Here is a 24893-nt window from a genome sequence, read left to right as displayed (position 1 = left end):
AATGGCTTTTAATTATGATGAATATTTAAGAGTAGATAAACTTCCAACACAATGGTGCTGGGGTTGTGGGGATGGTGTTGTTTTAAAAGCTATTATTAGAGCTATTCAAAAACTTGGCTGGAATATGGATGATGTTTGTTTAGTTTCTGGTATAGGTTGTAGTGGTAGAATGAGTTCTTATGTAAATTGCAATACAGTCCATACTACTCATGGTCGAGCTATTGCTTATGCAACAGGGATTAAACTAGCAAACCCTAAAAAACATGTAATCGTAGTAAGCGGAGATGGCGATACTTTAGCAATTGGTGGAAATCATACCATCCATGGATGTAGAAGAAATATAGATTTAACTCATATTCTAATCAATAATTTTATTTATGGTCTTACAAATTCACAAACTTCACCAACTACCCCACAAGGCTTTTACACTGTTACAGCTCAAGCAGGTAATATAGACCCAAATTTTGATGCTTGTGAGCTTACTAAAGCCGCTGGGGCTTCTTTTGTAGCAAGAACAAATGTTATAGAGGCAAATAAGCTTGAAAATATCATTTTTAAAGCTTTATCTCACAAAGGTTATAGTTTTGTAGATGTATTTTCAAACTGCCATATTAACCTAGGTAGAAAAAACAAAATGGGCGAAGCTGTAAGCATGCTTGATTGGATTAAAAATCGCTGTGTTGAAAAGTCTAAATTTGAACAATTAGACTATGAACAAAGAGCGGATAAATTCCCTACAGGAATTTTACACCAAGATGAAAGCAAAGCAGAATATTGTGAAGCTTATGAGGAAGTTAGAAGAGCCTTGAAAGAAAAAAGAATGGTTGATTTGGGAGTATTAAAATGAAATATCAATTAAGATTTTGTGGTGAAGGTGGACAAGGGGTTATCACTGCAGGTGAAATTCTAGCTAAAGCCGCCATTAAAGAAGGGCGTAATGCTTTTAAAGCTTCTACTTATACTTCTCAAGTTAGAGGTGGGCCAACTAAGGTTGATATTATCGTTGATGAAAATGAAATCTTTTTTCCTTATGCAGTGGAAGGTGAAGTTAGTTTTATGCTTTCAACTGCTGATAAAGGTTATCATAGTTTTAAAGACGGTGTTTGTGATGGTGGTGTTATAGTTATAGAGCCAAATTTAGTTCATCCAAGTAAAGAAGATTATACAAGATGGAAAATTTTTGAAATTCCTATTATTACTATAGCTAAAGAAGAAGTAGGGAATGTAGCTACTCAATCAGTCGTTGCTTTAGCTATAGCTGCTTATATGAGTAAATGTATTGATATTGATGCATTAAAACAAACTATGCTTGATATGGTACCTGCAAAAACTAAAGAGGCAAATGCAAAAGCTTTTGATTTGGGTATAGAATACGCTAAAAAAGCACAAGTAGTTTCTTGATTTTCAAGAAACTCTTTCTTGTAAAATAATATTTATTAAATTATCGTTATAATATTTTCCATTTTAAGCAAAAAGGTAAAATAATGAAAGAGCTAAATGGCTCGCAAATGATTTGTGAAGCATTAAAAGAAGAAAATGTTAAAGTAGTTTTTGGTTATCCTGGTGGTGCGGCTTTAAATATTTATGATGAAATTTACAAACAAACTCATTTTAAACACATTTTAGTCAGACACGAGCAAGCGGCCTTACATAGCGCTGATGCTTATGCTAGAATGAGTGGTAAAGTTGGTGTGGCAGTAGTTACAAGTGGACCTGGTTTTACTAATACAGTTACAGGTTTAGCTACCGCTTATAGTGATTCTATACCTTTGGTTTTAATTTCAGCTCAAGTTGCAAATTCTTTAATAGGAACAGATGCTTTTCAAGAAATCGATGCTATAGGTATTTCAAGACCTTGTGTAAAGCATAATTATTTAGTAAAAAATATCGAAGAATTACCTAAAATTTTAAAAGAAGCTTTTTATATTGCTACAACAGGTAGAAAAGGGCCTGTGCATATTGATATACCTAAAGATGTTACTGCTGCTATGGGTATATGGCATTATCCTAAAGAAATTTCTATGAAAACTTACAAGCCAACCTATAAAGGAAATATCAAGCAAATTAAAAAATTAGTAAGCTTGATTAAAAATGCTCAAAAACCTTTATTTTACCTAGGTGGAGGTTGTATAGCTTCTAATGCTAGTGACGAATTAAGAGATTTGATTCATTTTTGTCAAATTCCTGCAGTTGAAACTTTAATGGCTCTAGGGGCTTTAAGAAGTGATGATGAGCTTAATTTAAAAATGGCAGGTATGCACGGAAGTTATTGTGCAAATATCGCTTTAAGTGAGTGTGATTTACTCATTGCTGTGGGTGCTAGATTTGATGATAGGATTACTGGTAAAACAAGTGAGTTTGCCAAGGGTGCAAAAATCGTTCATATTGATATAGATCCAAGCTCTATTTCTAAAATTATCGAAGCGCATTTTCCTATAGTTGGGGATATTAAAAGTGTTATTTTAGATACCTTAGAAGAATTAAAAAAAGAAAGTTTTGACAACACAAAATACCAAGAATGGTTTAAAACTTTACAAAACTATCAACAATTATATCCTTTAATCTATGAAGATAGTGATGAAGTTTTAAAACCTCAATGGGTTATAGAAGAATGCGCTAGATTAGCTCCTGATGCAAGGATAATTACTGATGTGGGACAGCATCAAATGTGGGTAGCGCAATTTTATCCTTTTAATTATGCAAGACAACTTGCAACAAGCGGTGGGCAAGGAACTATGGGGTATTCTTTACCGGCTGCACTTGGGGCTAAATTAGCTGTCGGTGAAGAAGTTGTAATAAATTTTGTAGGTGATGGTTCTTTTTTAATGAATATACAAGAGCTAATGACAGCAAGTGCTTATGGAATTAAAGTGATTAATATCATTTTAAATAATTCTTTTTTAGGTATGGTAAGACAATGGCAAAGTATGTTTTATAAAGAAAGATTTTCTAATACAGATCTAACAAGTCAACCTGATTTTGTTACTATTGCTAAAGGTTTTCATTGTGAGGGTTATAATGTTTTTAATAAAGAAGAATTTCAAAAAGCTTTTAAAGTAGCCTTAGAATCTAAAAAAACTTGTGTTTTAAATGTAGCTATAGATCGTTATGAAGATGTATTACCTATGGTACCTGCGGGTGGAGCTATTTATAATATGATTTTACCTAGCTATAAAAACAAGGATAAAAAATGAAAAGAAGAGTAATTTCTGTCATTGTATTAAATGAGCATGGGGTATTATCACGCGTTGTCGGGCTTTTTTCAGGACGCGGTTATAATATAGAATCTCTTACGGTTGCTCCACTTGATGATAAAGAATTCTCAAGGATAAATATCGTTACTTTAGGCGATGAAAAAGTTTTTGAGCAAATCATAAAACAACTTCATAAACTCATACCTACTTATAAGGTAATTGATTCTAGTGATTTTATAGAAAAAGAAACAGCTTTGGTAAAGATTGCTTTAAATGAAAATTTTGCAGGTTTAGATGCCATATTAAAAGCTTATAATGGCAGTGTGACTTATAGTGATGATGAGTTTATTATAGTAATGGCAAGTGATGATGCAAAAAATATCGATAACTTTTTAAAAACTATGAAAAAGTATAATCCTATTAGTGTAGTTAGAAGTGGTTCTATTTTAATGGAGGTAAAATGAAAATTAGTGAAATTGCTAAATTTTTAGGCATAGAATATTACGGAGATGATATAGAAATTACAGCTTTAAATTCATTAAATAATGCAAGTTTTACTGAACTTAGTTATTGCGATGGAGAAAAAAACTCTAAAAAAATTGCAAGCAGTGGAGCTGGAGCTATATTAGTCTCAAAAGAATTTGAAAATTTAGTTTCAAAAGATTGTGTTAAATTAGTTGTTGATAATCCACATTTATCTTTTGCGCTTTTAAGTAAGCTTTTTGCTAAACCTTTAATTTCTAGTGAAAAGAAAAATTCTAAAATTGCTAAAAGCGCTAAGATTATGCCAAATGTTTATATTGGAGAAAATGTCCAAATAGCTGATCATGTAGTGATAATGGCAGGAGCTTATATAGGCGATAATGTAAGTATAGGTGAATATACTACAATCCATCCAAATGTTGTGATTTATAATGACACTAAAATAGGTAAAAAATGTCATTTGCTAGCAAATTGTGTAATAGGTAGTGATGGCTTTGGTTATGCGCATACAAAAAATGGCGAGCATTATAAGATTTATCACAATGGGAATGTTATTTTAGAAGATTTTGTGGAAGTTGGAGCTTGCACGACTATTGATAGAGCGGTTTTTGAAAGCACTATCATAAAGCAAGGTACAAAGATTGATAATCTTGTTCAAGTAGGGCATAATTGTGAAGTGGGGGAGAATTGTCTTATAGTAGCTCAAAGTGGAATTTCAGGCTCAAGTATTTTGGGTAAAAATGTCACCATGGGTGGACAAAGCGCTACAAGCGGACATTTAGAAATAGGAGATTTTGCTACCATAGCAGCAAGAGGTGGGGTCACTAAAAATTTAGAAGGTGCTAGGGTTTATGGTGGTTTTCCTATTATGCTTCAAAAAGATTGGTTGAAATTTCAAGCAAAAATTATCACAGCTTTTAGGGATAAACATGAGTAAAAAAATATTTAAAACTATAGAATTACATGGCAGTAAAAGTGGAGAAATAAGCCTTTGTAATCTTTCTAATCCTTATGGTATAGGAAGCAATGATGTCTTAAGTATAGGTGTGGCTTTAAAAAAAGAAAATGGAATAGATTGGAAAGTTCATATTCCTTATGAAAATTTAAAAGATCTTATCCATGCACTTCAAGAAATAGAAAAAAGCAAAGCCTAGTTTAAAAACTAGGCGTATTTAAATCCCTTTTTCTTCCTGCGTTAATAATTAAAACAAAATTAAGCACAATCAAAACATACACAAAAGTTGGTATAGGAAAAGCGTCACCATTTGCATAAGAATGGAGCCCAGAAAGATAAAAATTTACTCCAAAATAAGTCATTAATATACTATAAAAGGCTAAAACACTAGCACTTGCAAAAACAAAAATAAAATAAGTTTTAAAAATAAATCTTAAGTGCAATACTATAGTATAAACTACAATAGAAATCAAAGCCCAAGTTTCTTTTGGATCCCAACCCCAATATCTTCCCCAGCTTTCATTTGCCCAAACTCCACCTAAAAAATTTCCTATTGTAAGCATTGCAAGCCCTATTATCATAGACATTTCATTAACGCAGTGTAATTTAACGATGTTTAAATCTATATTTTTATTTTTACCCCTTAAAGCAAAAAGAATTAAACTCAAAATCCCTATAATAAAACAAAGTGCTAAAAATCCATAACTTGCTGTTATAATAGAAACATGAATATTAAGCCAATATGATTTTAAAACAGGTGCTAAATTCCCAATTTGAGGATCCATAAAGCCAAGATGAGCTACAAAAAGCGAAATGCCTGCTAAAAAACTCGCACCACATAAAGCCAAGAGTGATTTTCTAAAAAATATCACAGCACTCATCGCACAAGCAAAAGCTATATAAATCATGCTTTCATAAGCATTACTCCAAGGAGCATGCCCACCTACATACCAACGAATGATTAAAGCTAGTGCATGTATGATTACACATATACTTAAAATGATGTAAAAAAATCTATATACAAAGGCAGATAAAGAAATATTTTTTAATATAGTATAAAAACTTAAAAAGAAAAACACTAACGCAAAGCTAATATAAACAAAAGTTAGATTATTAAAGATATTGTAATGATTAAGCAGTATTTCAAGATTTAATCTTTCTTTTGGCGGTAAAACACTACTTCCATAGTGATTTTGAAAATCTTTTAAAGATTGCAAAAATTCATTTGCATCTTGCCATTGATTATTTTCAACACCATTGCGAACTTGTAAAAAATAGCTAACTAAAAGCATTTGTAAACGCTCTACATCTTCTTTTGCAAAAGGTAAAATTTGCACCGGAGAATACCACTTTAAACTTTGCTCATTAATATCAGGAAAAATAGTTAAAGCTTGACCGCTATAAATATAATATGCATGATTTATTTTTTCATCTAAGGCTAGCAAATCTTTATCAAAGCTAGTTCTTAATGAAGGCTTTTTGCGGTTAGCTTCTTCAACATAATTACTAAGTTTATATACCCCATTATCAAACACATCATCAAATGCTATGTATTTTTCATTTATATCTGCGCCTATTAATTCTCTTAGCTTGCTTGTTTTTGTAGCTATCATTTTGATTTTTCTAAATTCTTTAGGATAAATCATCATTGCTAGAAAAATTTGATCATAGTGAAGATTTAAAAAATTTTCTTTTTGAGTGATTTTATAAATAAATTCCATTGCCAAAGTATCTAAAGGTTTGATTCTACCATTATGATCTTGTACAAGTAATTTTGCAAAATTTAAAGAATGCTCATAGGAATTTTTTTGTAAATTTGAGATTAAATTTAAAATTTCACTTTTATTTTCTTGTGCAAAAAGCGAAGTTTGTGAATTTGCAAAAAGCAAAATAAACAATATAAAACTTTGGCCTTTTTTTAAGTAAATGTTTAAACGATGAAATCTTGAGTTTTTGTCAAATAAAACCCATAAAAATCCTAAAATCAATAAAGTATAACCTATATAAGTAGGGATTTTACCAGGATCTTTATTGACTGAAAGTATAGTGCCTTGCTCATCTTGATCATAAGAACTTTGAAAAAATCTATATCCACCATAATCAAGAACATTATTCATAAAAATATCATAATCTAACTCAATATTGTTTTGCTTATCTATGATTTGAATTTTTGAAGTATAAGAAGATGGACTCATAGAACCTAAATAACGCTCTAGTATAAAATCTTTTAAGTGTAATGCAAAAGGAAGCTTAATTTCTCTTGGCCCCCAATTGATAGTAAAATTTTTTCCCTGTAAGTTAAAATGCACTGCTTGTTTGTTTGTAAAATTTGGATTTAAGATTATTTGTGTATTTGCTTTTTGATAATTAATATTTAATTTTAAGCTAGCAGGTGTGATAGAGTCTTTTTGTGGAGTGTATTTGATAGAGCTTATGATTAATTTTTCGCCATTTAAGTCAATAGTTTTTTTAAAATGCTTTTGAGTTAGCGGGGTAAAGCTAATAGGAAATTCAAAACTGGCATTAGTATCAAAATCAGTAATTTTTATAAATTCTTCTCTAGTAACTATGGTACTCGAGCTTTGATTTTCTCTTATATGCATTCCACCTTCTAAGCCAAAATATCTAGTAAGTCCAGCACCGATTAAAATCACTATAAAAGATAAATGTAAAAGCAAGATAGAGTATTTTTTCTTTTGAAAAAGCTTGTTACAAAATATCACTCCGATTAAATTTAAACCTAGTAATAAATGCAACATATCAAACCAAGCATTATTATAAATTAAAGCTTTAGCTGCACTAATACCAAAATCATTTTCTATAAAGGTTGCCACAGCACAAGCTATGGCATATATGCTCATTAGCAAAAAACTCATTGCAAAAGAAAAAAAATACTGCATTTTTAACCTTTAAATATTATTTTCTTTATAAAAATGTATGAGTTTTTGTGCTATGGTTGCTTCGTCTAAATTTTGATTTTCTTTTTGATTTAAAAACTCCATTGTAGCGCTTAGTCTTTTTGCGCTAATAAAACCAGGATAATTTAGCAAAGTTTGGCTATTTTTGTTTAAAATTACAATAGTAGGGGTGGCTACTATATCATAAATACTAGAAAGTTCAGCTGTACTTAAGTCACTTTTATGGTTTTTATAAAATGTATGAATTTTTTTATAGCTTATATTTATATAATATGAGCTGTATTTGTCTTTTATAAGTTCTTGTATTTTTTTATCATTTTTAATTTCTTCTTTTAATTTATCACAATAAAGGCAGTGATTTGCGCTGAAAATGATTAAAATGTTTTTATCATCACTTTTTATATTTGCATTATCTTTAAATAAATGAGCTATTTCTTCATAAGATTTTTTATCTAAATCATTTGCTTTTTGTAAATTTTCTTTAGAAAATTGTGTACCGCTTGAGATTAAATTAGAATCAAGTTTTTCTTCATTAGAACAAGCTATAAAAAAAATACTTAAAAAACTAAGTGAGAGTATTGTTTTAAACATTTAAAATCCTTGAAAAAATTAGAAAAAGTCCTTATTCGCTATTATAGCGAATAAGGTTATAAGATAGTGTTAAAGAAAGTATAAAGCATTAAAAATAAAAATACCAAACCAGTGATTAGCATTGCAAATCCTGCAAGTTTAGCTAGCCATTGATATGCTTTGAAGTTACTTTTATTTTCATATAAAGTGCTTAATTTTCCACTTTCTTTTAAGCGTTTATACCATACATTTCTTTCTTGTTTAATCTCTTCTTCGCTAATACTTCCTGAAAAAATCACCATATCCATAGGGAAGCGATCTGCTCTAAAATGCGTATTAAAGAAGTGAATTGCAAAAATAAATCCTGTAGCAAGTAAAGCTTCATCAGAGTGAAGTAGGGTTGCTAAGTTGATTGCTTCACCTGGTAAAAATTTACCAAAGAAAGCAGGAAACCATAAAATAAGCCCTGAAATACCAATGATAAACATACCCCAAAATACTGCTAGATAGTCAAATTTTTCCCAATAAGTCCAGCGGTCAAATTGCGGTCTTGGTCCAAAACCAAAGAACCATTTAAAATGATCTTTCATATCTTTAAAATCTTGCCAATTTGGCATTAAAGAATCAGGCCCAAAAGTAGCTTTTAAAACTTTCATAAAGCTTATTTTGCCAGTTATTGGATCCCTTGCTACATCACGGCGTTTCCAATTTACGATGATGATTTCTCCAATGTGAGAGAAAAATACTGCAAACATTACTATGGCTGAAATATGATGTATGGTTGCAGCGTTAATGATATCTCCACCCATTAAATCAATCATAGGTTTAGCCCATGCTGAATCATAGAATTTTTGCGGTAAGCCTGAGAATGCAAGACCCAAAAAGCTAACTGCCATAAAAAAATGCTGAATTCTATGAAAAGTGCTAAATCTTCTTACTCTTACTTTATCTTCATGTGCTGCTTTTCTTGCTTCTTTCCATTCTTTAGGATATTTTATACGCATAGCAATTAAACGCAAGCACCAAAGTATAGTATGGGCTCCAAAGAAAACAAATACAGAAATGACCAAAATAGTCATGAATATATAAGCACCATGTAATCCAGGATATTTTTCGCCATCACTATGATCAGCATGTGCCATCCAATTTGCGAAATTTTCATTTGCATTTGGGTGGCATGATTTGCAAGTTTGAACACGGTTAATTGGCGAGAGAGTTGAGCTTCTTTCGCTTGATTTTAAAATATTATGTTTTCCATGACAATCAGAACAAGTAGCAACACTTGGAGTTTCACCTGGAGTGCTTAAAAACATACCTTTACCATGAAAAGTCATATGAAAAGTTGCACTTTTTTGTTTATGACATTGTGTGCATTTTTGATCAACTAATTGTTTTTGTGAATAAATTCCTGAATGTTTTGGGGTAATATGAATAGAGTGACAAGTTGCACAAGATGGTTTTTCTTTTTTCTTTTGCATATCTTGAGCGGGTAAGAACTCTTGCACCCCATGAGCGCTTTTTGCTAAAGCATTGCTTGCTTTTTCATGACAAGTTGCACATTTTTGATTGATTAGGTTTTTATTTGCTGCAATATCAGCTCTAATGCCTTTACCTTTTTGAGCATGACAATCACGACAAGATGGGGTGTTGCTAAATTTAAATCTTGAGTGGATAGTGTCTTTAAATTCGATAATTTCTTTAGCTTTTTCCCATTTAACTGTGTCTATTTTTTCAACTTTTCTACCTGAAGTTACCCATGATTCTATACCATCAAGCATTACAACAGAGTTTTTATAGCCAAGTTCTATAGCAACTGCAGCTGCTTGAGAAGCTTCAAATCTAAAACGATTTAAACCATAAAATACTAAATTTGCATTTTTATCATTAGGTAATAAATTTTGCCAATTTTCCACATAGGTTGATATGGAATTAGGTATATAACCATTAGCTTGTCTATCTTGCTCTGAATTGACATCAAAAAAATAAGTATTGTTTTGATCTAGCATTTCTTGAGCTTGTGCTAAGCTAATGCTTTTTACACCTTCTATTGAGCCTATTTCTCCATTAGCCTCAGCAAAAATAAATCCTGATGGCATAAAAAGAGTAAAAAGCACAATAAAAAGTCGAGTAATTAAATTTTTCAAGACTAGCTCCTTATTTTAAGGAAGAATTTTTCATTCTTCCTTTGTTTTTATTTACTATTTAGGATATTTTGTGCTTCTTGGATATAAATTAAAGCTTCTTCTATGATTTTCTTAGAATAAGCAGGTCCATGAACACCCCAAGAACCATCTTTTTCTAGTCTATCAGCTATGGCTTGAGCTTGATTAGTTAGGCTTAATACTTTTGATTTTTGCTCTATTGAAAGTTTATTTTTTTCAGCAAAAGTTTTATCAATATTTGCTATGCCTTTTCTAATTTTCTCATATCCTTCTTTAACAGGGTTTTGCCACTGCATTACTTTATCATAAATCATTTCTTGATTGCTAAAGTGAAGTTTTTCAGGTAAGGTTGATTGTACAGGACTATGACAACCACTTGCACCAGGACCCATTAGGTTAATATCACTAAAACTAGTTCTACCACAACTCCACATTAAATCAAGGAAAAATCTACCTTCATCATCTCTAGCTATAGTCCAACCACCAACTTTAGGCGATCTTTCTTTACCTTCTGGTGGATTAAGTGTTTTTGCGGTTTTATCTACTTTGATATTCCAAATATGTGAAGCTCTAACATTATCAAATCCACCTTTATCAGGGTTTTGAACCGCTCCAAAGTTTTCGCAACTCATCATATTTGGCATGTGACAAGCTGTACAGTTATCTTTTGCGTGAATTCCACCTTTTTTGAAAAAGCTTGCTTGAGTTTCATGACAATCTTTGCAAGTTTTTTTAAGTTTTGTTTTAGTATAACCGCTTTTCCAATCATTAAAAGTTACTTCATGTGGATCATGACAAGTATTACATCTCATACCCTTATCGTAGTGTGCTGAAGAATACATTTGAGCACCTTCTGTTCCACACGCAGGACAACTTGATTTAAAATATGCGTTGAAAGGTTTTCTAGGATTGATTTTAGCATCGGTTTCATTATATGAAAATCTTTGATGACATCTTTCACAATTTGATGGCATGCCTGCACCTCTTGCTCCATAAAGATGTGCTCCAGCCCCATGGCATTCCTCGCAAGTAATACCTTTTGAGATGGTATGTTTTTGAAGTTCTTTTGGATTACCTAGTGCTTTGTAAAATTCTTCCTTACTCTTAAAATCAAATTTAAAAGTATGACAGGTTTCACAATATGCAGTAGCAGGTTGAAAAACTGCTTTTTCTTTATAAGTTGCAGCATAAGAGTTTGTTCCCCATACTTGAGAGCCATTTCCTCCAAAATCTTCCATTTTAGTAGGAAAACCAGGTGCAAATGCAGCTATTTTTTGTGCCATTTCAGGGGTTAAAAACTCACTCCAAAGTCTTGAAAATTGATTGCCTCCAGCGGTTAATTTACCACTTAAATCACTCAAATTTCCATCTTCAACATGGTAAGTTCCACGCACAAGCCATCTATCTATAAAACCATATTTTGTTCTTGGTGTTCCAATGAGAGCATAAACATCATTTGGATAAATTCCATCGGGTAAAATAGTAGCTTGAGAATTATACATAGGTTTTTTCAAACCTTCAGCTCCACCAACTTCTTCCATTTCATGTGGAAAACGCACGGTTTTTGCATGACGAGAGCGCTCCCAAGAAGCATATTGAGCAGGATGGCATTCGCCACATTTTTTTGGACCCACAAATTTGTTTGGAAAGTCCAAAAAAGATTCATAAGGCAAACGATAGGTAATAGAGGCTTGTTTTAAATCATGCTCGGCAGCAAATTTAGCTCCATTTTGATTTGCAACCCAATTTTCAGTTCTATCACTATGGGTAAATTTACCCACCAAACGCCCTTCTTTTTCATATTTAAAAATAGGGTGATTTTTATAAAGATAATCAAAAAATGCATCTTCTTGAGCCACATAACCATCAAGGGTTCTAGGCTCTGAAGAAGCAAAAGCTTGTGTAGTCAAACTAATGCCCAATGCTAAACAAGCATAAGTGGCGACTTTAGCTAGTTTATGTTTCATAACTTCCCTTTCATGTAGTTTTATTAAAAGATAAAAACACTCTTATTTATTATCTATTAACTTTTAAAACATAATTTTGACTATTTTTTAATAAAAATTAACTTAAAAATATAATTTATTAACTTTTTATTAATTTAAATAATAAAAATTATCATATAGAAAAAGAAGTTATTTGCTAAATATTAAATTCTACTAATAGTCCCCACTACCTTACCTACAATTAAAAAGTCTCCATTTTGATAATGAACATCCGCATAACTTAGGTTAAAAGAGTGTAAATAAACTCCGCCTTTATTGCTTTTAAAAATTTGTTTGATAAATAAACCATCTCTAGTATTTACTGCAAAAACTCCACCTTCTTTAAAGCTTTTGCTTTTATCTACTAAACACAAAGAATCATCTTTGATTTCAGGCTCCATGCTATCGCCTATACATGGGATGATATCACAATCTTTAGAGCCAAAAAAATCACTTAGTTTTTCATCTATAATCACTTCTGAAAAACTTACATTATCATTTAAAGCTCCACCTCCCATAGAAGCATTAACATCATAATATTTTAAAACATTATAGTTTAGATCATGCGTTAGAGTATTGCTCTCAAGGGAATCTTCATAAAAAAACGCATTGATATTGATATTTCTCTCATTTAAAAAATGAAGTATTTGTTTATAAGGTATGGAATTTCTAAATTTCATACTATAAAAGGTATCAGGATTGATATTTAGCATCTTAGCTACATCAGAATCTTTGGCGTTTTTTATTCCTTCTTTTTGGAGTATAAATTTTAATTTATCAGTAATTTCATTCATTTGCATAAAAATCCTTTTAAATAAAAAGTATTTTAGCAAATTTACTTTTATTTTGCAAGAATTCTTTTAAATTAAAAGATATTTAGCTTCCAAATTTATGGAAGCTAAAAATTATTTATTAGTCAGACTTTTGATGTATTGATCTACCATGTATAAGCCATTGCCATTATCGCTTATGAGTTTGATTTTATCTACTATACCTCTAAAAAGCGCTTCCTCTTCGTGTTGTTCGCTTACATACCATTGTAGAAAATTAAAAGTAGAATAATCTTTACTTGAAAGCATAAAATCTACAAGATTATTAATAGAAGCAGTGATACTTTGCTCATGCTCAAAAGTTTTTTCAAATACATCAAGCAATGATTTAAAATCACTATCAGGTTTTTTAACTTCTTTTAATTCTACTTTAGAATCAGTTTCATTCAAATAAGTGATGAGTTTTCTAGCATGATCACTTTCTTCTCTTGCATGCTCGAACAAAAACGCCCCTGCACCATCAAAACTATGCTCATAGCACCATGAACTCATACTCAAATACAAATTTGCTGCATACATTTCTTTATTAATTTGCTCATTTAATAAAGCTACTACTTCTTTTGAAAGCATTTTCTCTCCTTTTTTTAATAATGGATTTTATAATGATATATTTTAAAGTTTAATTTATACTAAATTTATATTTTATGTATAATTACGCTAAAAAATAAAGAGTAAAAAATGCAAATAAATACTTTTAAAGTTGATAAAGCTATAACAAGCAAAAATGAAGATTTATTTAGTAGAAGAGAAAATGCTACTACACTAGCGAAAATTATAAAAAGTTATCAAGATGAAGATAGTATTTCTATAGGTATTATAGGGGATTGGGGTAGTGGAAAAACTTCGTTTATAAATATGGTTTTAGAAGATTTTAAAGATGATGTAAATTTCATTATAATAAATTTCAATCCTTGGAACATCTCTACTAGAAAACAGCTTATTAGTGATTTTTTTACAAAACTTTCTGCTGAAATAGGAAGGACAGATTCTTCTGAGCAGTATCAAAAATTAAGCGATGGTTTAAAAGCTTTATCTTATATATTTAAACCACTGAAATTTATACCTGGACTAGATGTTTTTGCTAGTATTGCTTCTGAAGTAAGTGGTAATATTGGCAATGCTCTTCAAAAAACAGCCGAGATGACAAAAGAAAATTTAGATGACACTAGAGAAAAAATCAATAATGAAATAAAGAATATAGGTAAAAAAATAATCATAGTTATTGATGATCTTGATAGATTAGCCGATACAGATATACAAGAAATTTTTCAACTTGTTAAATCTATAGCAGATTTTAAAAATACTATATATATTCTTGCTTATGATAATGAAGTAGTCGCTACAGCCTTAGATAAGATTCAAAAAGATAAAGGTGAAAGATATATAGAAAAAATAGTGCAAGTACCTATAGTGCTACCTAAATTAAATAAAGCTGATTTAACAGCGATTTTTATGCAAAAAATAGAACAATTTAGCTTTGTTTATGAAAAATTCGATAAAAATGAATTTATACAGAATTTAAAAACAAATCATTTTGTAGGTGTTTTTGAAAATATAAGAGATATTAATAGATACTTAAATGTTTTAAAATTTGAAATGAGTGTGATAAAACAAGAGTTATATTTATATGATTTTGCTGTGATTACTTTGTTTAAACTTTTCGAACCAAAATTTTATGAGTTTATTTATAACTATTCTGAATTTTTCAAAAGAACCGCTTTAGATTCTGATGAAAAAAACAAAGAACTTCAAAAATCCACATACACCAATTTTATTGATGAACAAATAAAATGCCTAAATAAGTTAAATAAAGAAGTTGTTAAAAATTTGTTAATTTCTGTATTTCCCAAAATAGATGATTTATACAATAGGGATTTTTCTAATTCAAAGGATAGAAGTGATTATAAATATAAACACAGATTAGCTTATTCGGATTATTTTCAAGATTATTTTGTATTAAATTTCGCAGAAAATGTTATCAGAAAAGAAACTATAGATAAAATTTTAGAGGCAAATTCACACCAAGAGTATGATGATATTTTTAATGAGTATGACTTAAAAGAACTTGAAAGATTTAAACATTTAGCTTTTAAAATGAGCATTTATACTAAAGACTTTAAAAGCAGTGAATTTATTTATTATCTTTGGAGTATTTTTGATGAATTTTATGGAGAAAAAGATTTTAATAAATGCAGAGCTTATTTGGAAATATTTTCCATTTTTAAAGAAAAGGAAAATATAGTTAGCGATAAATTGCTTGATGATACCTATTCACTAGATGTAAGAATGCTATTTATATATAGTTGCAACTTCTCTAATGAAGCTCAAGAGTATATTTATGAAAAAGAGTTAAAAATACTATTAGAAAAACTACTCCGAGAAAATAATGAAAGTATAAAAGAAAAGATACTCGAGTATTTTATTGTTATTGAAAGATTTTCTATTTTTTGTATAAAAAAAACCTTTAGAATTTTTGCTCAAAATTCAAAAATATTTTTCTTGATTTTGGAAAAATTTGCAAGAAAGGATAATAATAATCAAAAATATATAAGTCAGTACTTTCCAGGATTTATTAGATCTGAAGAATTAAAAACTATGATCGAAGAAACTTTTAAAAATCCTACTGATGAACAAAAAGAGCTTATAGAATTTTATAAAAATGACTTACAAAAAAAAGCTTCGTGGTATATTAATCCAAGAGGATATGTTGAAAAATAATTTTATTTTGCTTAAAATTGTAAGTTTATTTATTATCAAAGGTTAAAAATGCAAGAATGGTTAAAAGTAGATGAAGAAACTTTAAAAAACAAAGTGCGTGAGGCGTATTTTTCAAAATTTTCTATAGTTGGTTCTAAGATAGATTTTATCATCACGCAAAAGCACAAAGACTTAGGTGAGATTAATTTATTTTGGGCTGAAGCTAAGCAAGGCATAAGTGATATTAAAAAATCATTCATTCAGCTTATTTTAACTATAGGAAAGCATAAATTTCACGCCGAGCAAACACCTGCTTTAATAGGTGCATTTGATGCTGAAAAAATCGCATTTTTATCTTTTTCTAAAATTCAAGAAGTTTTTTATAAAAACGACATAGATTGGAGTGTAACACCAAGCGATCACACAAGCGAGCAGTTTTTAAAACTTTTAAAAGAATTAGATGAAATTTTAAACGAAGCTTTGATTTTTTACTATAAAAAAAATGATGAGGAATTAAAAAATTTCATAAAAGAAAATTTAACAAACGAAAATATAAGTAAATTTAAAATTGACAAAAACAACTTTGTAAGCATATATCACAAATGGAGCAAAAGTGTAAAAGAAAGCATAAGTATAGATTGGGATTTAGCAAAGAAAAATGGCATTATTGATGCGGACTTTTACCTAGCTGATTTACTCTCAAATGAAAATCAAACCATAGTAGAAAAGCTTTTTGCTATCTTGAAAAAAGATCATTATGAATTTAATGCCAAAAAGACAGATCTAGGCTCTATCGCTACAGAAAAAACGGGCTTTAAAGATAATCAAAAAGCACATAAAGATTTTTGGGCTATTTATGAGCGTCCGCCTTTGGAGGAATTTTGGGATTATATGATAGAGCGTAGGGATTTGCTTGTAGATCAAGACATTAGAGAAAGAAAGGGGGCGTTTTTTACTCCAAGAATTTGGGTGGATAAGGCTTGTGAGTATTTATCAAAGGCTTTAGGTAAAGACTATGAAGAGAAATACTATATATGGGACCTTGCTGGTGGTACAGGAAATTTGCTAGCAAATTTTACAAATGCAAAAAATGTTTTTTGCTCTACCATAGATAAAGCAGATGTTGATGTGATACATGAGCGTATAAAAAATGGAGCAAATTTATTTGAAAAGCATGTTTTTCAATTTGACTTTTTAAATGATGAATTTTTTGATAAAGTAGATGATAAAGGCAATGTCATTTATAAATCAAAACTACCTTCAAATTTACAAGAAATTTTAAAAGATGAAAACAAACGCAAAAAACTCATCATTTTTATAAACCCACCTTATGCAGAAGCTAGCACAACTGCTACTAGAAATAAGACAGGCAAAAATAAAACAGCAGTTTCTGATAGTATGATTTATGATAAATATAATTCTAAAATAGGTGGAGCTGCCAAAGAATTGTTTATGCAATTTTATATAAGAATATATTGTGAGATCGAAGGAGCTGTGCTAGCTACTTTTTCTAAATTAAAATATATCAATGCACAACAATCAGATAAATTTAGAGGAATTTTTAAAGCTAAATTTTTAAAAGGCTTCCTAGCGCCTTCTTATACTTTTGATAATGTAAAAGGAAAATTTCCTATAGGATTTTTAATATGGGATATGAGTCAAAAAGATGAGCTTAAAAAGGTAAGGCTTGATGTATTTAATGAAAATGGAAATTTTTTAGGTAAGAAAAGTTTTGTTTCTAAAAATAAATATATGATTGAGTGGCTTAGAAATTTTTATGATAAAGAAAGTGAAAATATCGGTTTTTTAAGAATGATAGGTTCAGATTTTCAAAATAACACAGGTGTATTTTTTACAAATAATTTAACCGATAATGATATCAAAAAGAAACTTTTTACTTTTATCACACATAAGAATATTTTACCTATGAGTATATATCTTTCAGTACGCCATGCTATAAAAGCTACTTGGCTAAATGATAGAGATCAGTTTTTATATCCAAACAAAGCATATCAAAACGATAAAGAATTTCAAAGTGATTGCTTGGCTTTTATGCTTTTTCATGGGCAAAATTATATAAGCACAAAAGAAGGTATAAATCACTTCATACCTTTTAGCGAGAAAGAATTAGGCATCACTCAAGAAGCATTTAAGAGTGATTTTATGTATAAATTTATAAATGGCAAGATAAAAAATGAAGATGTTTTATTTGATGATACATTAGACAAGGTGGAATTTTCTAATGAAGCAAAAGAGCTTTTAAAAGCAGGCAAAGAGCTTTTTAAGTATTATCACACGCATAAAGAAAAGGCAGGGTATTTGGTAAATGCTTCTTTGTATGATATAAAAGAATTTTTTCAAGGTAGAGATGAAAAAGGCAAGATGAATATGCCTAGCAAGGCAAAAGATGAGCATTATAAAATTTTACTTAGTGATTTGAATTTAGCTTTAGATATTTTGGCTAAAAAAATCGAACCAAAAATTTATGAATATGGCTTTTTGAGAGAGTGATTAGCCAATACTAAAAGAAAATATGCTACCTTTTTGTGGGCTAGATTGAATTTTTAAAGAACTTTTGTGTAAAGTGAGTATTTTTTTAACTAAAAACAATCCTAGTCCAAAAGAATTGTTTTGGCTAGTATTGATTTTATAAAATTTTTTTGTGATTAATTTTAAGTATTTTTCCTCTATGCCTATGCCTTGATCTTGTATAGTAAATTCTTGGTTTTTAACTTCAATAAAAATATCTTTTTGACTGTATTTTAGTGCATTGCTAATGAGATTAATAATAACTTGCTCAATGAGAAAAGAATCTGCTTTTATGAAAGTTTGCTCTCCTTGAATTTTAATCCTGCTTTCATTAAAATTTTCAACAATATTTTTACTTAAAGCATATAAATCAAAATTTTCTTCATTTAAAGATGTGATATTTAAATTAAAAACAAAATTTAGTTTGTGTGTTAGTTGGTTGATTTTTACGCTTTGCTTGTGAATTTTTTCAAGCATAAATTTTCTCATAGTTTCATCATTATGTTCTTTTTCTAAAGATTGCAAACTTAAATTTATAACACTTAAAGGATTTTTTAACTCATGTGAAATAGTACTGATTAAATTTGAAAGTTGAGTGTTTTTCATTTTAATTTTTTTGGCTTGTTTTTTATTTTGTAATTCTTTCTCATAAAATAATTTTTTTATTTTTAATAATCTTAAATTTAAAGAATTTAAATCATAAAAAAAGTTCTTTGTAAAATGAAATTCTGATTGACTCTTTATATTTTTAATAAACAAAAGTAATTCTTGAAAGTATTTTTTAAAAAAGTTAAATATAAAAATATATATTGCAGTTAATACTGCTAAAAAAAGCAAAAAAATCAAAATATTTTTTATCCAAAAATCTTGTATTTTTGCGTTTATTTTTGGATAAACAATGATGATGTATTTATATCCTTCATATTGATAAGCTTTATAATAAATTTCTTTATTATTAAAAAATTCATGTGTAAAATCTGCGTTAAATTGATTTTTAAAGAAATCAAAATCATCTAAAGATGAGATGGTTTTTCCATCTTTTTTGATGATAAAATCTGCTCTTGTTTGTTGAGAAAATTCTTGAATGTTGTTTGTATTGAGTGTTTTTATAATGCTAAATTTTAATGTATCATTCAAGGTTTTTAATTTTTGCTCATAAGTGCTTTTTATAGTGTTGTTTATATATTGCTCATTGACAAAATAAAACAATCCTATAAAAAATATACAAAAACATATAAAAAATAAAGCAAAAAAATTTCTGATTTTTAACACAATTTATAACCCACAGAGCGCACTGAAATGATATTTTCTTTAATTTGTGGAATTTTTTGTTTTAATCTTAAAATAGCCGTATTGATTGTCTTATCGCTTGTTGTGTCATTTTTCCATACTTGCTCACTTAAAAATTGACGGCTTAGAAGTTGATTTTTGTGATTAAAAAAACACTTGAGTAATTCTACATCTAGGGTTGATAAATTTTCAAATGTATTTGTTTGATGAATTAATTTCCTTTCTTCTATATATAAAGTAAAATCTTGATAAGAAATTTGTTCTTTTGGAGTTTTATTTCTTTTAGTTACGGCTTTGATTCTAAATAAAAGCTCATTAAAATCAAAAGGTTTGCATATATAATCATCACAGCCTTGCTCAAAACCTTCTAAAATATCTTTTTGTAAAGTTTTTGCACTAAGAAAAATCACAGGCTCCATATAACCTTTTTTTCTTAATTGTTTTATCATCTCTACACTATCGCCACTTGGTAAATTTCTATCCATGATGATTAAGTCTATTTCATTTGTATCTAGAAAATTTTCTAAGTCAAAAAAATCAAAATAATTATAAATTTTTATATTTTCTTGACTAAGTCTTAAACTAATTAACTCATTTAAATCTTTATCATCTTCTATCAAAATAATATTTAGCATATAAAATTATATCAAAAAATACATGTATCCAAAATGTTTCCAAGTTTTTTTAAATTTTCATTACTTTTTTAAAACAAGGAGAAAAAATGAAAAAACTTTTGGCTTTAAGTGTGGCTACCTTTGTTAGTTTAAACGCAGCAGAATTAAAAATAGCAGGTTCATCTACTGTCTATCCTTTTACTTCTTTTGTTGCTGAAGAGTATGCTTCTATAAAAAATACAAAAACACCTATAGTTGAAAGTCTTGGCACAGGCGGTGGTTTTAAAGTGTTTTGCGAGGGAATTACTGATATTTCTAATGCTTCAAGAGCAATCAAGCCAAGTGAATTTGAAACTTGTAAAAAATCAGGTGTGAGTGATATAGTCGGGATTATGATAGGCTATGATGGCATAGTTTTAGCTCAAAATAAAATCAATGCTCCATTAAATATAAGCTTACATGAGTTATTTTTAGCTTTGGCCAAAGAAATTCCACAAGATGGAAAATTAGTCCCAAATCCTTATACAAATTGGCAACAAATCAATAAAAATCTACCAAATAGAAAAATTACAATCTATGGTCCTCCATCAAGTTCAGGAACAAGAGATAGTATAGAAGAGCTTGTAATGGTAGATATTTCTAAAAAAATTCCTGAATATAAAGGTGCATATAAAACTATACGCCAAGATGGAGCATTTATACCAAGCGGAGAAAACGATAATTTAATTGTTTCAAAACTTTCTGTTGATAAAGAAGCTTTTGGGCTTTTTGGATACGGATTTTTAGCTAGTAATGATGATAAGATTAATGCAGTTGATATTGATGGTGTAAAAGCCGATGAGAAGAATATTTCCGAAGGAAAATATAAACTAGCTCGTTCTTTGTTTATATATATGAATGCTAAGAAAAATCCAGAAGTATTTGAATTTGCAAAAATTTATATGAGTGATGATTTAGCTAAAAGCGGAGCAGAATTAGAAAAAATAGGATTAGTTCCTTTGGATGAAAAAACATTAAAACAAACCCAAAAACATATAGAAGAAAAAGGTTTATTAACTGATGAGCTTGTTAAAGCAGGGAAAGTTTTTTAATTTTTAGGATGAAAAATTGATAAAAGAAAAAATAATAAAATTAACGCTTTTTCTTTGTGCTTTTGTTAGCGTAGTAGTAAGCTTTGCTATTATGCTAACTATTTTAATAGAGGCATTAAAATTTTTTCAAAAAGAAAGCGTATTTACTTTTTTATTCTCAAGTCAGTGGGCAGCAGATGCTGCATTTGTAGGTGCTGATGGAAGTAGCAAGCATGGGGTTTTTGGTGCTTTGAGTTTATTTTGGGGAACTTTTTATATTTCATTAATAGCAATGCTAACAGCCTTACCTTTAGGTGTAATGTGTGCTATTTATCTTGGAGTATTTGCAGGTAAAAAATCTAAAAACTATTTAAAACCTATTTTAGAAATCATAGCAGGAATTCCTACTGTAGTTTTTGGATTTTTCGCAGCCATAGTGGTAGCTCCTTTTATAGTGTGGTTTTTTTCTCTTTTTGGTATAGAAGCTAGTTTTCAAAGTGCCCTAGGTGCAGGTTTTATCATGGGTATTATGATAGTTCCTATAGTGGCTTCACTCTCACAAGATTGCATTGAAGCTGTAAGTTTAAAAAGGATAAATGGAGCTTATGCTTTAGGTATGACTAAAAAAGAAGTTGTTTTTGCAGTAATTTTACCAGAAGCAATGCCAGGTATAGTTGCAGCTTGTCTTTTAGGACTTTCAAGAGCTTTAGGTGAAACAATGATTGTTGTTATGGCTGCTTCATTGCGTCCAAATTTAACAATGAATTTTTTAGAAGATATGACAACAGTGACTGTAAAAATAGTAGAAGCATTAAGCGGTGATCAAGCTTTTGATAGTTCTTTAGCTTTAAGTGCATTTTCTTTAGGGCTTGTGCTTTTTATTATTACATTAATCATTAATATTTTTAGCGTTTATTTGATAAATCGCTTCCATAAAAGGAAAAATTTATGAAAAAACTTTTTAAACAAAGAAAAAAAGCTTCAAAAAATTTCAAAAGATTCTGTAAAATGGGGCTTTATATAAACCTTATTTTTCTTTGTATTTTTTTATCAAGCGTAGGGTATCTTGGGATAGGAGCTTTTAAGCAAACTTACATTTATGCCCAGGCTGATAGAAATAGCCCTTCATATGAGCTTTTATCGCGTGCTGAACAAAGGAAAATAAGAACAGGTCAAATCAAAGAAAAATCTTGGCTTTTAGCAAATTCTGAAGTTGATCAATATATGAAAAAAAACTACAATAAACTAAGCGATGAACAAAAAACTTTAGTTGATGAATTAGTTCAAAAGCAAGAAATCAAACTAAGTTTTAACACAAATTTTTTCCTTAATGGAGATTCTAAATCACCTGAAAATTCAGGAATCTTTGCTTCTGTGGTTGGAACTTTACTTGTGATGATAGTATGTATGGTTGTAAGCATCCCAATAGGAGTTGGAGCAGCTATTTATTTAGAAGAATTTGCTCCGCAAAATGTATTTACGCATTTTATAGAAGTGTGTATTAATAACCTTGCAAGTATTCCTAGTATTTTATTTGGACTTTTAGGACTTGGAGTGTTTATTAATCTTTTTGGGATGCCTCGTTCTAGTGCTTTAGTTGGAGGATTAACTTTGGCTATTATGAGCTTACCTATTATTATTGTTTCAACTAAAGCTGCCTTAAAAAGTGTGGATGTTAATATGAAAAATGCAGCATATGCTTTAGGCATGACTAAAATTCAAATGATAAAAGGCATTATGCTACCTTTGGCAATGCCTATGATTTTAACAGGTTCTATTTTAACTTTAGCTCAAGCTATTGGCGAAACCGCACCTTTGATGATTATAGGTATGATAGCTTTTATACCTGATGTGGCAAATAGTGTTTTTGCGCCAACAAGTGTTTTACCTGCTCAAATTTTTTCATGGTCAGCTATGCCAGAGCGTGCATTTTTAGAAAGAACAGCAGCAGGGATTATAGTGCTTTTATCTCTTTTGGTAATTTTAAATTTAGCAGCAATACTTTTAAGAAGATATTTTCAAGGAAAATTAAAATGATAGCAAAAACAACAAATCTAAATTTATTTTATGGTAAAAAACAAGCTTTATTTGATATTAATATGGAAATTCAAAAAAATAAAATCACAGCTTTAATAGGTGCTTCAGGCTGTGGAAAATCCACATTTTTGCGTTGTTTTAATAGGATGAATGACAAAATAGCAAAAATCGATGGTCTTGTTGAGATTGATGGAAAAGATGTTAAAAATCAAGATTTAGTCGTGCTTAGAAAAAAAGTTGGAATGGTATTTCAACAACCTAATGTTTTTGTAAAAAGCATTTATGATAATATTTCTTATGCTCCAAAACTCCATGGGATGATTAAAAACAAAGATGAAGAAGATGCTTTAGTGGAAGATTGTCTTAAAAAAGTAGGGCTTTTTGAGGAGGTAAAGGACAAACTAAAACAAAATGCTCTAGCACTTTCAGGCGGACAGCAACAACGCCTTTGTATAGCAAGAGCTTTGGCTATAAAGCCAAAATTATTACTTTTAGATGAACCAACTTCTGCACTTGATCCTATATCTTCAAGCGTTATAGAAGAGCTTATTAAAGAATTAAGTCATAATCTTTCTATGATCATGGTAACGCATAACATGCAACAAGGTAAGCGCGTGGCTGATTATACTGCGTTTTTTCATTTAGGAGAACTTGTAGAATTTGGAGAGAGTAAGGAATTTTTTGAAAATCCTAAAGAAGAAAAAACAAAATCTTATTTAAATGGAGCTTTTGGATAATTTTTATTTATTTAGAAATTTTGATGATATAATTAATCAAAATTTCTAAAAGGCTTAATATGCTTAAAAATGAAACTTATTTTATAGACTCTTGTGATGATGTAGAATTAAATATAAAAAGAGAAAGTAAATTAGAATATAGAATCACTTATGATGATAGTAAGCAAATGAAAGCTATTGTTTTTATCATAGGTGGGTATGGAGCTAATGCAAATATATATTTTTTAGAAAGTTATAGAAATTTTATAGCTAAAAAATTTGATGTAGTAACTGTAAATGTATTTTATCATTGTTTTTGTCAAAGAAGATCGGATGTGGAAAAATATAGTGCAACTACTACTTTTATGGAAGATGATTTACCGCATTTAAAAATAGCATTGGAAAATTTAAATATCAATACAAGTAATTTAAACACTTATAATGCTTGGCAATATTATGAGTATTTAAATCAAGCAATTTCTAGCTTAAAAGGGCAAAATTTGGTAGATCAAAATTATCAAGCATATTTTACTTCCACTTTTATCCCACCCAACAATGAGTATAATAATTTTGCCATTATGCCTGCAATCGATCATATCAATGCCTTAAAAGATATAATGAAAAATTATCCTCAATTTAAATCTTTACCTAAAATTTACGGGGGGGGGTCATACGGTGGCTTAGTGGCATTAATGTGTGCTAAAATAGCTCCTTGGTATGTAGATGGAGTGATAGATAATTCAGGTGCTGCATTGCCTCCATTGCAGTATTTTCTTGGAAAAGAACTAAATAAAGAAGATTATACTTTTCGTGACCCAAATACTATTGTAAATTGCAATGTTA

Annotated in this window: 21 protein-coding genes; 13 read left to right on the top strand and 8 right to left on the bottom strand. The window is 29.5% G+C overall.

Annotation, left to right across the window (positions count from 1 at the left end):
* The first annotated feature begins 1 nt into the window (after window position 1).
* The 6 genes from L8X50_RS07125 (at window position 2) to L8X50_RS07100 (ending at window position 4831) form a co-directional block, all read left to right on the top strand.
* Window positions 2-847: a 2-oxoglutarate ferredoxin oxidoreductase subunit beta gene (locus tag L8X50_RS07125; protein ID WP_133318855.1), complete on the top strand. Its 846-nt coding sequence runs from the start codon at window positions 2-4 to the stop codon at window positions 845-847.
* The gene (locus tag L8X50_RS07120) at window positions 844-1401 is read left to right on the top strand and encodes a 2-oxoacid:acceptor oxidoreductase family protein (RefSeq protein ID WP_263660781.1); all 558 of its coding nucleotides are present in this window, start codon (window positions 844-846) and stop codon (window positions 1399-1401) included. The genes L8X50_RS07125 and L8X50_RS07120 overlap by 4 nt, the downstream gene beginning before the upstream one ends.
* Before the next feature lie 83 nt (window positions 1402-1484).
* Window positions 1485-3194 (top strand): acetolactate synthase large subunit, encoded by a 1710-nt coding sequence (locus tag L8X50_RS07115; protein ID WP_263660780.1) that lies wholly within the window; start codon window positions 1485-1487, stop codon window positions 3192-3194.
* The gene (gene ilvN, locus L8X50_RS07110; protein ID WP_039626144.1) at window positions 3191-3658 is read left to right on the top strand and encodes an acetolactate synthase small subunit; all 468 of its coding nucleotides are present in this window, start codon (window positions 3191-3193) and stop codon (window positions 3656-3658) included. The genes L8X50_RS07115 and ilvN overlap by 4 nt, the downstream gene beginning before the upstream one ends.
* A complete protein-coding gene (gene lpxD, locus L8X50_RS07105) occupies window positions 3655-4614 on the top strand; it encodes a UDP-3-O-(3-hydroxymyristoyl)glucosamine N-acyltransferase (RefSeq protein ID WP_263660779.1) in 960 nt (319 codons plus the stop codon). Before ilvN ends, lpxD begins: the two co-directional genes overlap by 4 nt.
* Window positions 4607-4831: a hypothetical protein gene (locus tag L8X50_RS07100; RefSeq protein WP_133318859.1), complete on the top strand. Its 225-nt coding sequence runs from the start codon at window positions 4607-4609 to the stop codon at window positions 4829-4831. The genes lpxD and L8X50_RS07100 overlap by 8 nt, the downstream gene beginning before the upstream one ends.
* Before the next feature lies 1 nt (window position 4832).
* On the opposite strand, the gene ccsA is transcribed toward L8X50_RS07100, so the two are convergent.
* From ccsA to ftnA, 6 genes are all read right to left on the bottom strand, one after another.
* Window positions 4833-7532, bottom strand: a complete 2700-nt coding sequence (gene ccsA / locus L8X50_RS07095; RefSeq protein ID WP_263660778.1) for a cytochrome c biogenesis protein — start codon at window positions 7530-7532, stop codon at window positions 4833-4835.
* A 9-nt stretch (window positions 7533-7541) separates the two neighbouring features.
* Window positions 7542-8141 carry a SoxW family protein gene (locus L8X50_RS07090; protein ID WP_263660777.1) on the bottom strand — a complete coding sequence of 200 codons (600 nt, stop codon included), beginning with the start codon at window positions 8139-8141 and terminating at the stop codon, window positions 7542-7544.
* A 56-nt stretch (window positions 8142-8197) separates the two neighbouring features.
* On the bottom strand, window positions 8198-10216 hold the full coding sequence (locus L8X50_RS07085) for a rhodanese-like domain-containing protein (RefSeq protein WP_412175228.1): 2019 nt from the start codon (window positions 10214-10216) through the stop codon (window positions 8198-8200).
* A 95-nt stretch (window positions 10217-10311) separates the two neighbouring features.
* Complete coding sequence (locus tag L8X50_RS07080) at window positions 10312-12249, bottom strand: cytochrome c family protein (RefSeq protein WP_263660775.1); 1938 nt, start codon at window positions 12247-12249, stop codon at window positions 10312-10314.
* 182 nt (window positions 12250-12431) lie between these two features.
* Entirely contained in the window at window positions 12432-13067 is a 636-nt protein-coding gene (locus L8X50_RS07075; protein ID WP_220566402.1) for a helix-turn-helix transcriptional regulator, read from the bottom strand.
* Between the two features lie 105 nt (window positions 13068-13172).
* Window positions 13173-13667, bottom strand: coding sequence for a non-heme ferritin (gene ftnA, locus L8X50_RS07070; RefSeq protein ID WP_220566403.1), 495 nt, complete (start codon window positions 13665-13667; stop codon window positions 13173-13175).
* A 108-nt stretch (window positions 13668-13775) separates the two neighbouring features.
* Here ftnA and L8X50_RS07065 point away from each other — a divergent pair, with 108 nt between their 5' ends.
* Together L8X50_RS07065 and L8X50_RS07060 are read left to right on the top strand one after the other, a co-directional pair.
* Entirely contained in the window at window positions 13776-15815 is a 2040-nt protein-coding gene (locus L8X50_RS07065; protein ID WP_263660774.1) for a KAP family NTPase, read from the top strand.
* 48 nt (window positions 15816-15863) lie between these two features.
* Window positions 15864-18305 carry a hypothetical protein gene (locus L8X50_RS07060; protein ID WP_263660773.1) on the top strand — a complete coding sequence of 814 codons (2442 nt, stop codon included), beginning with the start codon at window positions 15864-15866 and terminating at the stop codon, window positions 18303-18305.
* Here L8X50_RS07060 and L8X50_RS07055 read toward each other — a convergent pair whose 3' ends face one another.
* Both L8X50_RS07055 and L8X50_RS07050 read right to left on the bottom strand, forming a co-directional pair.
* Window positions 18306-19595 (bottom strand): sensor histidine kinase, encoded by a 1290-nt coding sequence (locus L8X50_RS07055; RefSeq protein ID WP_263660772.1) that lies wholly within the window; start codon window positions 19593-19595, stop codon window positions 18306-18308.
* Window positions 19589-20248 (bottom strand): response regulator transcription factor, encoded by a 660-nt coding sequence (locus L8X50_RS07050; RefSeq protein ID WP_263660771.1) that lies wholly within the window; start codon window positions 20246-20248, stop codon window positions 19589-19591. The genes L8X50_RS07055 and L8X50_RS07050 overlap by 7 nt, the downstream gene beginning before the upstream one ends.
* A gap of 86 nt (window positions 20249-20334) precedes the next feature.
* Between L8X50_RS07050 and L8X50_RS07045 the strand changes: the two genes are divergently transcribed.
* The 5 genes from L8X50_RS07045 to L8X50_RS07025 form a co-directional block, all read left to right on the top strand.
* Complete coding sequence (locus tag L8X50_RS07045) at window positions 20335-21318, top strand: substrate-binding domain-containing protein (RefSeq protein ID WP_257928718.1); 984 nt, start codon at window positions 20335-20337, stop codon at window positions 21316-21318.
* Window positions 21319-21334: 16 nt separating this feature from the next.
* The gene (gene pstC / locus L8X50_RS07040; protein ID WP_047208303.1) at window positions 21335-22249 is read left to right on the top strand and encodes a phosphate ABC transporter permease subunit PstC; all 915 of its coding nucleotides are present in this window, start codon (window positions 21335-21337) and stop codon (window positions 22247-22249) included.
* Entirely contained in the window at window positions 22246-23334 is a 1089-nt protein-coding gene (gene pstA / locus L8X50_RS07035; protein ID WP_263660770.1) for a phosphate ABC transporter permease PstA, read from the top strand. The genes pstC and pstA overlap by 4 nt, the downstream gene beginning before the upstream one ends.
* Window positions 23331-24071 carry a phosphate ABC transporter ATP-binding protein PstB gene (gene pstB / locus L8X50_RS07030; protein WP_263659862.1) on the top strand — a complete coding sequence of 247 codons (741 nt, stop codon included), beginning with the start codon at window positions 23331-23333 and terminating at the stop codon, window positions 24069-24071. Before pstA ends, pstB begins: the two co-directional genes overlap by 4 nt.
* 59 nt (window positions 24072-24130) lie before the next feature.
* The coding region (locus L8X50_RS07025; protein ID WP_263660769.1) for a DUF2920 family protein at window positions 24131-24893 on the top strand (763 nt) is incomplete at its 3' end.

This window comes from Campylobacter sp. CNRCH_2013_0898h, from assembly GCF_025772965.1.
GTDB classification, from domain to species: domain Bacteria; phylum Campylobacterota; class Campylobacteria; order Campylobacterales; family Campylobacteraceae; genus Campylobacter_D; species Campylobacter_D lari_D.
Note: the sequence above shows the minus strand (reverse complement) of the source record. Positions and strands in the feature narration are given on the sequence as shown.

Bases quoted from the DNA above. Each gene is read 5' to 3' on its own strand.
- L8X50_RS07125 (WP_133318855.1), top strand. From the start codon at position 2: ATGGCTTTTAATTATGATGAATATTTAAGAGTAGATAAACTTCCAACA.
- L8X50_RS07120 (WP_263660781.1), top strand. From the start codon at position 844: ATGAAATATCAATTAAGATTTTGTGGTGAAGGTGGACAAGGGGTTATC.
- L8X50_RS07115 (WP_263660780.1), top strand. From the start codon at position 1,485: ATGAAAGAGCTAAATGGCTCGCAAATGATTTGTGAAGCATTAAAAGAA.
- ilvN (WP_039626144.1), top strand. From the start codon at position 3,191: ATGAAAAGAAGAGTAATTTCTGTCATTGTATTAAATGAGCATGGGGTA.
- lpxD (WP_263660779.1), top strand. From the start codon at position 3,655: ATGAAAATTAGTGAAATTGCTAAATTTTTAGGCATAGAATATTACGGA.
- L8X50_RS07100 (WP_133318859.1), top strand. From the start codon at position 4,607: ATGAGTAAAAAAATATTTAAAACTATAGAATTACATGGCAGTAAAAGT.
- ccsA (WP_263660778.1), bottom strand. From the start codon at position 7,532: ATGCAGTATTTTTTTTCTTTTGCAATGAGTTTTTTGCTAATGAGCATA.
- L8X50_RS07090 (WP_263660777.1), bottom strand. From the start codon at position 8,141: ATGTTTAAAACAATACTCTCACTTAGTTTTTTAAGTATTTTTTTTATA.
- L8X50_RS07085 (WP_412175228.1), bottom strand. From the start codon at position 10,216: ATGCCATCAGGATTTATTTTTGCTGAGGCTAATGGAGAAATAGGCTCA.
- L8X50_RS07080 (WP_263660775.1), bottom strand. From the start codon at position 12,249: ATGAAACATAAACTAGCTAAAGTCGCCACTTATGCTTGTTTAGCATTG.
- L8X50_RS07075 (WP_220566402.1), bottom strand. From the start codon at position 13,067: ATGCAAATGAATGAAATTACTGATAAATTAAAATTTATACTCCAAAAA.
- ftnA (WP_220566403.1), bottom strand. From the start codon at position 13,667: ATGCTTTCAAAAGAAGTAGTAGCTTTATTAAATGAGCAAATTAATAAA.
- L8X50_RS07065 (WP_263660774.1), top strand. From the start codon at position 13,776: ATGCAAATAAATACTTTTAAAGTTGATAAAGCTATAACAAGCAAAAAT.
- L8X50_RS07060 (WP_263660773.1), top strand. From the start codon at position 15,864: ATGCAAGAATGGTTAAAAGTAGATGAAGAAACTTTAAAAAACAAAGTG.
- L8X50_RS07050 (WP_263660771.1), bottom strand. From the start codon at position 20,248: ATGCTAAATATTATTTTGATAGAAGATGATAAAGATTTAAATGAGTTA.
- L8X50_RS07045 (WP_257928718.1), top strand. From the start codon at position 20,335: ATGAAAAAACTTTTGGCTTTAAGTGTGGCTACCTTTGTTAGTTTAAAC.
- pstA (WP_263660770.1), top strand. From the start codon at position 22,246: ATGAAAAAACTTTTTAAACAAAGAAAAAAAGCTTCAAAAAATTTCAAA.
- pstB (WP_263659862.1), top strand. From the start codon at position 23,331: ATGATAGCAAAAACAACAAATCTAAATTTATTTTATGGTAAAAAACAA.